11 protein-coding genes are annotated in these 11,927 nt (G+C 73.6%); 3 read left to right on the top strand and 8 right to left on the bottom strand.

Going from position 1 to position 11,927, the window contains the following annotated elements; all coding sequences use genetic code 11:
• The first annotated feature begins 12 nt into the window (after window positions 1–12).
• The 3 genes from JTN19_RS03355 (at window position 13) to JTN19_RS03345 (ending at window position 3,141) form a co-directional block, all read left to right on the top strand.
• A complete protein-coding gene (locus JTN19_RS03355; RefSeq protein ID WP_206930496.1) occupies window positions 13–582 on the top strand; it encodes a LemA family protein in 570 nt (189 codons plus the stop codon).
• 14 nt (window positions 583–596) lie between these two features.
• Window positions 597–2,498 carry a DUF2207 domain-containing protein gene (locus JTN19_RS03350; protein ID WP_206930495.1) on the top strand — a complete coding sequence of 634 codons (1,902 nt, stop codon included), beginning with the start codon at window positions 597–599 and terminating at the stop codon, window positions 2,496–2,498.
• Between the two features lie 61 nt (window positions 2,499–2,559).
• Entirely contained in the window at window positions 2,560–3,141 is a 582-nt protein-coding gene (locus tag JTN19_RS03345) for an anthranilate synthase component II (RefSeq protein WP_206930494.1), read from the top strand.
• Here JTN19_RS03345 and JTN19_RS03340 read toward each other — a convergent pair whose 3' ends face one another.
• From JTN19_RS03340 to JTN19_RS03305, 8 genes are all read right to left on the bottom strand, one after another.
• Complete coding sequence (locus JTN19_RS03340; protein ID WP_206930493.1) at window positions 3,142–4,158, bottom strand: hypothetical protein; 1,017 nt, start codon at window positions 4,156–4,158, stop codon at window positions 3,142–3,144.
• A gap of 49 nt (window positions 4,159–4,207) precedes the next feature.
• Window positions 4,208–4,804 carry an OmpA family protein gene (locus JTN19_RS03335; RefSeq protein WP_206930492.1) on the bottom strand — a complete coding sequence of 199 codons (597 nt, stop codon included), beginning with the start codon at window positions 4,802–4,804 and terminating at the stop codon, window positions 4,208–4,210.
• A 135-nt stretch (window positions 4,805–4,939) separates the two neighbouring features.
• Window positions 4,940–6,388 (bottom strand): class I SAM-dependent methyltransferase, encoded by a 1,449-nt coding sequence (locus JTN19_RS03330; RefSeq protein WP_206930491.1) that lies wholly within the window; start codon window positions 6,386–6,388, stop codon window positions 4,940–4,942.
• On the bottom strand, window positions 6,388–7,869 hold the full coding sequence (locus tag JTN19_RS03325) for a class I SAM-dependent methyltransferase (RefSeq protein ID WP_206930490.1): 1,482 nt from the start codon (window positions 7,867–7,869) through the stop codon (window positions 6,388–6,390). Before JTN19_RS03325 ends, JTN19_RS03330 begins: the two co-directional genes overlap by 1 nt.
• Before the next feature lie 13 nt (window positions 7,870–7,882).
• A complete protein-coding gene (gene tssG / locus JTN19_RS03320; RefSeq protein ID WP_206930489.1) occupies window positions 7,883–8,815 on the bottom strand; it encodes a type VI secretion system baseplate subunit TssG in 933 nt (310 codons plus the stop codon).
• On the bottom strand, window positions 8,812–10,644 hold the full coding sequence (tssF, locus tag JTN19_RS03315) for a type VI secretion system baseplate subunit TssF (protein ID WP_206930488.1): 1,833 nt from the start codon (window positions 10,642–10,644) through the stop codon (window positions 8,812–8,814). The genes tssG and tssF overlap by 4 nt, the downstream gene beginning before the upstream one ends.
• On the bottom strand, window positions 10,641–11,120 hold the full coding sequence (gene tssE / locus JTN19_RS03310; protein ID WP_206930487.1) for a type VI secretion system baseplate subunit TssE: 480 nt from the start codon (window positions 11,118–11,120) through the stop codon (window positions 10,641–10,643). Before tssE ends, tssF begins: the two co-directional genes overlap by 4 nt.
• A complete protein-coding gene (locus JTN19_RS03305; RefSeq protein WP_206930486.1) occupies window positions 11,117–11,923 on the bottom strand; it encodes a type VI secretion system accessory protein TagJ in 807 nt (268 codons plus the stop codon). The genes tssE and JTN19_RS03305 overlap by 4 nt, the downstream gene beginning before the upstream one ends.
• Between the last annotated feature and the right edge of the window lie 4 nt (window positions 11,924–11,927).

Raw genomic sequence — 11,927 nt, 5'->3', positions numbered from 1 at the left:
GCGGAGGGTGTGATGGAAATGGTGTATATCCTGGGCGGCGTCCTGGTGCCGGTCGCCGCCTATGTCATCGTCACCTACAACCGGCTCGTCGGGCTTCGCATCCGTGTGCGCGAGGCGTGGTCGGACATCCAGGTGCAAATGAAGCGCCGCTACGACCTGATTCCCAACCTGGTCGAGACGGTGCGCGGCTATGCGGGGCATGAGAGCGAGACGCTGGAGAAGGTGGTGCGCGCCCGTGGCGAGGCCATGTCCAACCAGGGCAGCCCCGAGGCCCAGGCGAAGAGCGAGAACGCGCTGCAATCCACGCTGAAATCCCTCTTCGCGCTGAGCGAGGCCTATCCCGAGCTGAAGGCCGACGCGAATTTCCGCCAACTCCAGCAGGAGCTGACCGACACCGAGAACCGCATCAAGATGTCGCGCCGCTTCTACAACGGCTCGGCGCGCGAGCTGAACGTGGCGGTGGAGCAGTTCCCCTCCAACATCGTGGCGAAGTCCTTCGGCTTCACGCCCGCGGAATTCTTCACCCTCGACGAGGCCGAGGCCGAGGCCGCCTCCCGACCCGTGCCCGTCTCCTTCCGTTGACAGGGGGGCCGTTGATGGGTGGGAAGCTGACGCGCTGGCTCCTGGCGCTGCTGCTCTGGCTCGCCGCCGGGCCCGCGATAGCGCAGCAGGTGGAGGTCACGCGCGACTTTGCCGCGCGCATCGAGATCCAGGCCGATGGCGCCCTCATCGTCACCGAGGAGATCGAGGTGCTGGCGCTGGGCCAGGCCATCCGCCGCGGCATCTACCGCGACTATGATTTGCGCCCGATAGACCCCGCCGGCATCTTCCGCGCGGGGTTCCAGGTGCTGGAGGCCACCCGCAACGGTGAGGCGGAGACCTACCGCACCGAACGCATCGGCGGCGGCGTGCGCGTCTATCTCGGCCGTTCGGACGCGGTGCTGCCGCATGGCGTGCACCGCTACCGCCTGCGCTTCCGCATGGAGAACGAGGTCCGCGCCTTCGAGGGTTTCGACGAGGTCTACTGGAACGTGAACGGCACGGGCTGGGCCTTCCCCGTGCTGCGCCTCTCGGCCGAGGTGGTGCTGCCGCCGGGTGCGACCGCCACGCGCCGATCCGCCTATACCGGCCGCGCGGGCGAGCGCGGCGGCGACGCGCGCATCACCGAGCCGGGCGATGGGCGCGTCGAGTTCCGCGCCACGCGGCCGCTCGCGGCGGGGGAGAACCTCACCATCGCCGTGGGCTTCCCGCAGGGCTTCGTCAGCCATGACGCGCGGCACGGGGCGCTGCATTGGCTGCTGAACCGTTCCCCGCTGCAGGTGGGCGGCGTCGTGCTGGCGCTGCTGCTCGCCTATTACGGCTTCGTCTGGCACCGGGTGGGGCGCGACCCGCGCGGCGGGCCCATCATTCCCGTCTACCAGCCCAGCCTGCCGCCGGCCGCCATGCGCTTCATCGAGCGCATGGGCTTCGACCCGCAATGCTTGTCGGCCGCGGTGATCAGCCTCGCGGTGAAGGGGCATGTCACCATTGGCGAGGATGCCTCGCGCAAGATCATCCTGACGCGCGCCGTGCCGCCGCCCGGCGCGCCCGAGCCCTCGGCCGGCGAGGCGGTGCTGTTGCAGCAACTGCTGGGCGGACGCGGCAGCATCACGCTGGAGCAGGGCAACCATGCGGCGCTCTCCACCGCGCGCTCGGCGCTGCGGCGGCACCTGGACGCCACCTTCAACCGCGTCTTCTTCCGGCGGAACACGGGCTGGAAGGTGCTGGGCGTGCTCATCACCCTGCTGGGCTGGGCCGCCATGGCGCTGACCCACCCGCATGTGCTGGCGGTGGCGCCCTTCGTCCTGATGGTGGGCGCCTTCTCGGGGGCGGCGCTGCATGTTCCGCTTCGGCTGGCCCGGGATGTCCGGCAATGGCGCGCGGGGGTCGGCTTCCGCGAGGCCTTGGGCCTGGTGATGGCCGCGGTGTCCTCGCTGGTCATCATCGGGTTCACCCTGTTCGGCATCTTCTTCGCGGTCGAGGTCATGGGCTGGGAGATGGTGGCGGGCACCGTCGCGCTCGTCGCGGTGAACGTCGTCTTCCATCATCTGCTGAAGGCGCCCACCCCCACCGGCCGGCAGGCGCTGGACGAGATCGAGGGCACGCGCCTCTACCTCACCGTGGCCGAGGCCGAGCGCCTGCGCTTCCACAACCCGCCGGACCGCACGCCCGAACATTTCGAGGCGCTGCTGCCCTATGCGGTGGCGCTGGACGTGGAGACGGCCTGGACACGGCAGTTCAGCGATGTGCTGGCCCGCGCCGCGACCTCGCCCGAGGGCTACCAGCCGCGCTGGTACCGGGGCGGGCGCTACCGGGGGTCGGGGCTGTCCGGCCTGGGCCGCGCGCTGGCCAGCTCCTATGGCTCGGCCGCACGGTCCCCCTCCTCCTCGCGCAGCGGCTCGGGGGGTGGGGGGTTCTCGGGCGGGGGCGGGGGCAGCCGGGGCGGCGGCGGGTGGTGACGCGCCGCGCCAGGACACGGCGTGCTTGACCGGGCGGGCATGGCCTCGCCATGTTGCGCCCATGCTCCTGCTCATCGACAACTACGACAGCTTCACCTTCAACCTCTACCACTTCCTGGGCGACCTCGGGGTGGAGGCGGTGGTGCGGCGCAATGACGCGCTGACGGTGCAGGATGTCTTCGCCATGCGGCCCGACGCCGTGGTGCTCTCGCCCGGCCCCTGCACGCCCAATGAGGCCGGCATCTGCCTGCCGCTCATCGCCGCCGCCGCCGAGGCGAAGCTGCCCCTGATGGGCGTCTGTCTCGGCCACCAGGCCATCGGGCAGGCCTTCGGCGGCGAGGTGATCCGCGCGCCCGAACCCGTGCATGGCAAGGTGTGGGAGGTGGAGCACCAGGGCCAGGACCTCTTCGCCGGCCTGCCCTCGCCGCTGCGCGCCACGCGCTATCATTCGCTGGTGGTGAAGCGGGAGACGCTGCCCGCCAGCCTCGCCATCACGGCCGAGACGGCGGATGGGCTCATCATGGGCCTCGCCCACCGGCAGCTGCCCATCCACGGCGTGCAGTTCCACCCGGAGAGCATCGCCTCCGAGCATGGCCACGGCATCCTGAAGAATTTTCTCGACCGGGCGCGCGTGCCGGCCTGATCACGGCTCCGGGGGGGCGCCTTCCGCGAAGAGGGCGCGGATGCGGGCCACCTGCGCCTCGTCCCAGCCCAGCTCCCGCATGGGGTCGAAGATCGTGCGATCGGGCGTGTGCAGGATGTAGGCCATGGCCTCGTTGGCCATCATCTCCTCCTGCGCGGTGTCATAGCCCTCGCAGCCCAGGAAGGCGCGGATGGCGGCGCGTTCCTCCTCCGTCATGCCGCGGTGCCAGACGGCCATCACATGGGCGGCGAACATGGGCAGGGTGAAGAACTGCCCATGCGCGAGTTCGTGCCGCAGGATGGCGGCGCGCAGCGCGGGCGAGACCTCGGGCCCCAGGCCCGGAATGGTCAGGATGGCGGCATCCCGCCCGGGGGCGAGGGATTGCACCAGGGCCACCTGTTCGCGCAGCCATTCCTCCCGCGGGTTCAGCGCGATGCCGTCACGCTCCGCCAGCGCGAACATCCGCATCAGGTCCGAGGCGCGGTAGTTGTGCCCGACATAGTAGTCGTCGGGCGTGTTGCGGTCGGCGGCGATGGCGGCGGCCAGGGCGGTGTCGTCCAGCACGCGGTCGCGTGGGGTGCGGGCCTTCTCGATCAGGGCGGCGGCGCGGTTCATCGCCGCGCCCTGGCTGGCCAGGTCCGGGAAATCCAGCACGAAGACCAGCGGGTTGGCGTCCCAGCGGAACAGGGTGGGCCGCGTGGCGGCGTGGGCGAGGATCTCGGCCTGGTTGCGACTGGGCGGCGGGGCTGGAGCGGAGGCGGGTGGAGCGGAGGGCTGCGGCACGGGCGCCGGGGCGGCGGGCGGGGCCTCCAGCGCCGGGGGCTGCACGCTGGGCGCGACGGCCAAGGGGGGCTCCGGCGGCGGCGCCTCGCGCGGCCACCACCACAGCGCCGCCCCGCCCGCGACCAGCACCACGAGCCCAAGCGCCGCCAGCACCGCGCCGCGCCGCGCGGGCCTGGCCTTCAGCGCCGGAACCACGCCCGGGCGCGGCAACCGCACGGTGGCGTCGTCATCCATCGCGCCCTGCCCTCCCTTCCTGCGGGGCCAGCCGCCCCCGGGCCGCAGCCTACTCGCCCAGGTTGACGATCTGCACGCGCCGGTTGCGGGGCTCGGGGAAATTGTCGGGCGTCGGGATCAGCAGGCGGCTTTCGCCCATGCCCTGCGCCAGAAGGCGGTGCGGGGCGATGCCGAACTTCTCGATCAGGTGCTCGCGCACCGCCAGCGCGCGGCGTTCGCTGAGCATCTGGTTCATGCCGGCATCGCCCTCGGTGTCGGTGTGGCCTTCCACGCGGAAGCGGAAGGGCCGCAACTCCTCGCGGTTCAGGGCGCGGCCCAGCGCCGCCAGGGCGTCGGCGGCCTGGGGCGTGATGCGCGCGGACCCCGTGGGGAAGAAGACGGTCAGGTTGACGGAGGGCGGTTCGTCCGCCGTGGGCGGCTTGCCGGCCTCGCCCTGGGGCGCGGCCGGGGCGGCCCCACTGGCGCCCTCGCCGCCCGGACGGTTCGGCACGCGGATGCCCCGTGTCAGCCCTTCGATGATCTGGCGCTCCTCCGCATCGGGCGCCGCGGCGGCCGGCGGGGCAGGGATCGCGGGCGGCTGGGCCAGCGCGGCGAAGGGCAGCCATGCGCCACAGACCAGCAGCGCGGCGCGGAGGAAGGTGGGCATCATGGCCTCCTATTTTGGCCGGGCGGCTGATTCACGGCTTCGGCGATTCCACCGAAGCCGATCAGACGCCAGCGTTTCCGGGCCGAAGCGTAGAGCGCCAAGGCGGGCAGGTGGAAGCGAAAGCGCAACGGCGGGTCAGCCGGGGAGGATGCCGAAGCGCCGCCACAGCGGCAGCGCCTCGGCCAGCCTTTCGCGGATACGTGAAACCGCCGCCAGCCGCGCCCCGCCGCCCAGCCCGGGCTGGAACTGCGCCAGCAGCGCCTCCGGGTTCGCCGCATCGCCCCCCGCCAGCAGCGCGCCCACCAAGGCGAGGTCGAGCGCCCCGGCCGGCACCCCGCCTGCGGCCACGGGCGAGGCCAGGGCGAAATGTCCCCTGCCCTCGCCGCCCGGCGCGTGGAAGGCGGCGGCGGCGCGGTTGAGGCGCGTGGCCGCGGGCGCGGGCGCCGGCGGGCGAAAGACAGGCAGGCAAAGGCCCGTATCCACTAGCAGCGCCAGCAATTCCGCCGGTTGCGGGCGCAGCGCCTCCGGCACCGCCGCGCGCAGCGCGCCGAGCCGCGCCGGCCCCTCGGCCAGCAGCGCCGCGATGGGCGCCCAGGCGGCCTCGGGCAGCGCGGCCCGCCCCTCGGCGGTGCGAAGCGCGGGCGAGGTCACGGGCGGCGCCTGCCAGGCGGCCAGCGGCAGCGCGTCCATGGCGGCATCCGGGTTCACCCGGCGCCGGCCGCGCACGAAGAGGTCGGCACGGAAGGGGCGCGGCAGCAGCAGGTCCTTGGCGAATTCCATCCCCTCTAGCGGCGCCAGGGCGGCGCGCTGCGCGGGCGTGCCGGCCAGCGCCGGCAGGGCCTCGGCCAGGTTGCAGCTGCCCAGGAATTCCAGCCGGGCCGGGGCCAGGGCGGCGGCCAGGTCCTCGTGGAAGACGGGGCGCCAATGCGGTGTCAGGAATTCATGGGCGACGAAGCCCGGTTCCAGCACGCAGGGCTCGGCCAGCAGGCGCTCCAGCATGGGCGTGCGGGGCAATGGCAGGCCGCCGGACCCGGCCAGGGCGCGCAGGCGGGACATGGCATGGGTGGCGGCCTCGGCGCTGGCCTCCCCGCCCGCCAAATGCCGCAGCAGGCGTTGCAGCCCCGCCTCGGCCCCGGAAGCCGGCATCGCATTGGTGCCGACATAGGCGAGCCCGCCCGGCTTCAGCCGCCGCGCGAGCAAGCGCACCACCCCCGCCCGCACCGCGTCCGACACCCAGCCCCAGATTCCATGCGCCATGACCACGTCGCATTCGGGCAGCCGGTCCAGCTCCGCGCCGTCCAGCGCGGCGAGGTCCAGCTCCAGGAAATTCACGTTGGCGAGGCCCGCGCGGGCAGCCAGTTGCCGCGCCTCCGCGATGGCGGCCGCGTCGTGGTCCAATCCGAACACCGTCCAGCCCGGATTGGCCGCGGCCAGCACCTGCGCCACATGCCCCCGCCCGCAGCCGAGGTCCACCACCACCATCCGCTCGCGCGGGGTCCAGGGGTGGCCCGCCATGGCGGCGACCAGGGCGAAATGCGCCGGGGTCTGCTGGGCCTGGAAGGCGATGGAATAGGCGGCGCCCATCAGCCCGGCAGCAGGCCCAGGCCGCGCCAGACGGGAATACGCTCGGCCCGGATGCGGGTGATGAGGGTGGCCGCTTCCGCCTGGCCCTCGCCGTCCAGATGGGGCAGCAGCCGCGCGGCGAGGGTCTCGGGCGGGGCGTCCAGGATGTCGGGCTGCACGGCCAGCGCCATTTCCAGCCAGGCGCAAGGCAGCCCGCCCGCGATCGCGGAGGAGGCCAGGGCGAACTGCCCCTCGCGGTCCCCGCTGGCCAGCGTCGCGGCGAAGAGGGCGCGGTTGAAACGCTGCGCCTCCTCCGTCACTTGCGGCTCGCGCAGCACGGGCACCACGAACCCCGTGCCCTGCAGCACGGCCAGCAGCTCGGCCGGGTTGGGGCGGCGCTCCTCGGGCAGGTGGCGCAGGCGGTGCAGGCTTTGCGGCCCCTCGCGCAGGGCGGCGGCGATGGGCTGCCACATGGCGGGCACGAGTTCCGCCTCCCCCACCGGGACGGAGAGCTTGGGGCTGTCCTCCGGCAAGGCGCGGCAGGCGGCGATGACCAGGCGGTCCAGCGCGTCCACATGGTCGGTGCGGCGCAGCCCGCGGATGAAGACGTCGCGCCGGAAGGCGCGCGGCAGGCAGAGATCCTTGATGAATTCCCGCGCCGGGCCGGGCGGCATGCCTTCGTAGGTTGCGCGCTGCGCGGCATCGAGCTGCAGGTCCGGCATGTTCTCGTGCAGCGTGGCGCTGCCCACGAATTCCAGCTTGGCGGGGGCGAGGGCGGCGCAGACATCCTCATGGAAGGCCGGGCGCCAATGCGCGGTCAGGAATTCATGCGCGAGATAGGCGGTGTCCAGCCGCTGCTCCTTGTCCAGCAAATAGCGCAGCATGGGCGTGGAGGGGAGCTGGGCGGGGTTGGTGGCGGCGAGCGCCCGCACCTGTTCCAGCGCCGCCTCCACCCGCGCGCGGGAGGAGCCGCGCGCCTGCCCCGCCAGGTGCATGAACAGGCGCTGCAAGGCCGCATCCGCGCCGAAGGCCGGCTGGACATTGTAGCCGATGTAGCAGAGGCCCCCCGGCTTCAGCCGCCGCGCCAGTAGCCGCACGATGCCATCGCGCACCGCATCGGCCACCCAGGTCCAGACGCCATGGATGGTGACGATGTCGAATTCCGGCAGCCGGTCCATCTCGGCATCGGTCATCTCGGCCAGGTCGGCCTCGCAGAAACCGGCATTGGCGCAGCCGGCGGCATCCGCCAGTTCCTGCGCCTCGGCGATGTGGGCCGGGTTGTAGTCCAGCCCCAGCACATGCCAGCCGGGATTGGCGGCCGCCAGCACATTGACCGTCAGCCCGCGCCCGCAGCCGATGTCCAGCATGGCCATGCGCGGCTGCGGCGCCCAGACCACGCCGGCCATGGCGCAGACCATGGCCAGATGCCCCGGCGCCTGAGCGGGCTGGTAGGAGAAGGTGTAGGGGCTGTCGGCGACGTAGCCGTGGCTCCAGACGGTCATGCGGAGGGCGTCCTCACAGGGCGGGCGGGCGCAGCAGGGCGTCGCGCGCGGGCGCGCGGCGGGGCTTGGCGCCCCCCATCCAGGAGGTGAGGCCGAGCCGCGCCCCCGCCCCCAGTTGCGCCGCCGGCACCGCCTCGGGCTTCAGCAGCGGGTTCAGCACGAATTCCTGCTCCGGCCCCACGAAGAGGCGCGTCAACCCGCACAGCCGGTCGAACAGCGGCCGGCCGGGCAGCAGTTCCGCGAAGGCGGCGGCATCGAGCGGCCCCAGCCGGATGATGAAGCGCGCCTGCGGGTCCCAGATCTGCGCGCCGGCGGTGGCGGAAGCCCCCAGCGCGGCATGGGCGGCGCCGAGGCGCGTCTGCTCGGTGGCCGGCAGGCGCAGCCAGCCGCCGGCGAATTCCACGATCTCGACGGGGGTGCCGGCCTCCTCGGCCAGCATGGCGGCCAGCCGCGCCGCGCTGCGCGTGCGGGCGGCGAGGTGCCCCGCATGGTAGCGCAGGCTGGGCGCGGGGACGGCCAGGCGTTCGCCCAGATGCGGCGTGCCGAGGCCGATCACGGCGTCCAGCGCGCGCGTCGCGGGCTCGGGGTCGCGCGTGGGGCGATACTTGGCGCCGGCCTTCACCCACATGCCGGTGAAGCGCCGCGCGAGCAGGTCCAGGAATTGCGCCAGCGCGCGGTTGCGCGCCCGCAGCTCCGCCGCCGCCGTCGCGGTGTAGTGGCGCGGCAGCGTGCCGCCTGGCCCGATGAGGCCGAACAGCGGCGTGGTCAGCGCGCCCGTCGCGGGGTCCGCCGCCGTCACCTCGCTCAGCGGCAAAGCGAGGCGCGGCTGGCTGGCGAAGGGCAGCTCCACCGGGTCCTGGCCGGGGGCGATGACGAAGGCCGCCTGGTCGAGGTCGAACAGCTCCGGGTCCTGGGCGAGAGCGTCCTTGGGAGAACGCGCGATCACAGCAGCACCCGCGTGCCGCTGCGCGGCGGCCAGCTCGCCACCGGGTTCGCCCGCCCGCGGAGCAGGGCGCGGGTGCGGACGAAGCCATTCACCGAGACCTGGAGCGCCAGGAACCGCTCCAGCACCGCCGCCAGCAGGAACAGGCCGCCGGTGTTCCAGGCCTGGGCCTCGAAGGTCAGCGCCACGTCCAGCCCGCGCGCGAAGACGCCCGGCCGCTGGCCCGGGATGCGCGCCAGCCCGCTGCCCGCCGTGACCGAGACGAGGCCCGCGATGGCCGCCCGCGTCTCCGGCGTGTCGCGGAGGTCATGCAGGCGCAGCATCTCGCGCAGCGCGGCCGCCGCATCGGGCCCGCCCATCACGGAGAGGTGGTTCAGCGCCAGGTGCGACACCAGCCGCCAGGCCCCGCGGTCCCGCAGCCGGGGCGGCAGCCTCGGCGTGGGGGCGTAGAGGCATTCCGCCATGGGCTCCGCCGGGGCCTCGGGGTCGCTGATGCGCAACCTCGGCTGGCCGCCGCCGAAGGGCAGAAGCTCCGGCAGGTCGCGGTTGAGGCAAAGCCCCTCGATGGTCAGCACGCCGTCGGAGGGCGCGTCGGGGTTGAAGCCGGGGTCGCAGAGCAGCAGCCGCGTCTCGGTGCCTGTCAGCGGCGCGGCGGCGGAACCGCGCGCGGCCACCCATTGCATGGGCGCGGCCTCGGCCTCCTCACCCGCGTCGCGGGCCAGGCGCTGGAAGGGCAGCACCGTGCGGCGGCGGCCATCGGGGCGGCTCTCGCGCACGCTTTCCACGCTGTAGAGTTCCAGCGCGGCCGAACGCCGCACATCCGGAATCACCAGCCAGTCCGACTGGGTGCCGTCCATCGCGATGGGCTCGCAGCGATGGGGGAAGAGGTTCACCACCGGCGTGCAATGCAGCGCCAGCGTCTCGGCCGTAACGATGCGCTCCAGCTCCGGCGCCGCACGGCTGAGATAGAGGAACACCTCCAGCCGGTCGCCCTGCTGGACAAGGCTGCGCGCCTCCAGCCCGCCGAGCTCGAGGTAGAGGAACTTCTCCGGATGCGCGAAATACTCGGTCAGCAGCCGGTGCCCGTCGAAGGCGCGCTGCGGCCAGGGCAGCGCGGCCTCCTCGCGCTCGAACCCCACGGCGCGGAGCCGCGCGGCGTCCAGCAAGGTGGGCCTCGCGTCATTGGGCCCATCGGCCAGCGCCGCGCCCACGCAGGAGGTGGCCAGCAGCTCATGCAGCGCGGCCGCGACCTGGTGGCTGCCGCGCAGGTGCAGGCGCAGCCGGTCGAGCCCCGTCTCCGCGAAACCCAGGCCCTCGGCCGTGGTCCGCAGCGTGATGCGCAGGCAGGCCGAAGCCCCCGGCGCGCGCGGGTTGGGTGGCGCCTCCAGCGGCAGGCCCATCAGCCGCGCCGCCTCGATCCGCACCGGCCAGAGCGTCACGTCATGGCAGGTGAGGTAGCGCAGCACCTCGCCCCGCACCGGCTCCGTCTCGATGGGCGTGCCGCGCTTCACCAAAGCGGGGCCGCGCGCGTCCCGCTTGGGCGAGAGGCGCACCGTCGCCATGCTGGGCACCGGCGCCAGCAGATGCGGCGAGAGCAGTTCCAGCAGCGCGTCGGTGATCTCGGGCAGCTCATCGTCCAGCCGCTGCTGCACGCGGCCGGCGAGGAAGGCGACGCCCTCCAGCAGGCGTTCCACATGCGGGTCGTCCACCGTGCCGTCGGTGGCGATGCGCAGCCGCCCGGCCGCCTTCTGGTTCGCCTGCGCGAATTCCCCGGCCAGCTTGCGCAGCGCCGCCAGTTCACGGTTGTAGAAGGGGAGAAGGCTCTCGCTCATCCGCGCTCGGCCACCCGGACCTCGTGGCTGACGGCCTCGATCAGCGTCTCGAAGCTGATGGGCTCGGCGTGCAGCAGCGCGTCCACGCGCAGGCGCAGCGTGCGGTCCAGCTCATCGCCGCCCTCGCGCAGCGTCACCTTCACCGCGTGCAGGCGCGGCTCGAAGCGGCGGATCATGCGCTCCACCTCCAGCGCCAGCGCCTCGCGCCGCTCCGGCAGGGCGTAGCTGCCCGCCGTCGCGTCCGGGATGCCGTAGCCGAGCGGCGAGAGCGCAAGCTCCGGCGCGCGGGCCGGCAGCGGCCAGCGGCGGCGGCGCGCGTTGAGCAGCGCCTCCAGATCCCGCCGGACGGAAAGCCGCAGCCGGTCCATGGCTTCCGACAGCTTCAGCGGTTCCTCCTCCAGGCGGTCGGGGCGGTCATCCATCAGCCGGTCCAGCAGCGGCAGGCGCAGGCGCTGGGGCGGGGCGCGGCCGCTCATCCCGGGGCGGCGAAGCGCAGGGTGGCGAGCTCGGCCAGCGCCACCGCCTCCTCGCCCACCAGGAAGAGGCGCTGGCCATGGCCGCGCACCGGGCCGGGACCTTCCGTCCACTCCGTGGCGCGGCCCAGGCGCAGCGCATCCTCCCGCGCGGCCGCGCCGGGGTAGATGGCGGGCATGTAGACCACGCCCTCCGTGCCGTCGCGGAGCGTGATGGTGGTGCGGCGCCAGGCCAGGTCCCGCGGGCGGCGGGGGGCTTCGAATTCCAGGCTCTCGATGCGCTCCACGGGCACCAGGATGTGGTCGCCGCCGGTGGTCAGCACCTCGACCATGGGGGCCATCAGGTCATCGGCATCGCGGAAATCCTCGAAGTCCAGCGTGGTGCCGTCGGCCAGCGTGGCGGTGCCGGGGGTGGCGGGGCGGCTGTCCTCCGCGGCCAGCGCCGCTTCCTCCGCGCGTTCCGTCTCGCCCGCGCGGGCCAGGACGGCGGCGCGGATCGCGGCCGTCTGCGCGGGCGTCGTATCCTCGCCCGAGAATTGCGGCGCGCGGCCCTCGCCCCACACCTGCTGGCGGATGACCTCGGCGCGCAGCAGCTTGCGGAATTCCAGCACGGCGGGCGACGGCTCCTCCAGCACGGCGGCGTCCAGCATGCGGTCCGCGCGCTCCGCCTCGCCGGCGAAGAGCAGCAATTCCGCCAGGAACCAGCGCGCGCCGGAATCGCGCGGGGCCGCCTTCACCACCGCCTGCTGCGCCGCGATGGCCGCCGCCAGATCGCCTGCCTTGAACGCCTCGCCCGCCGATGCCATCGCC

It is taken from the genome of Roseococcus thiosulfatophilus (genome assembly GCF_017311575.1).
Taxonomy (GTDB): domain Bacteria; phylum Pseudomonadota; class Alphaproteobacteria; order Acetobacterales; family Acetobacteraceae; genus Roseococcus; species Roseococcus thiosulfatophilus.
The sequence above is the reverse complement of the archived record's forward strand: the minus strand, read 5'-3'. Positions and strand labels throughout refer to the sequence as shown.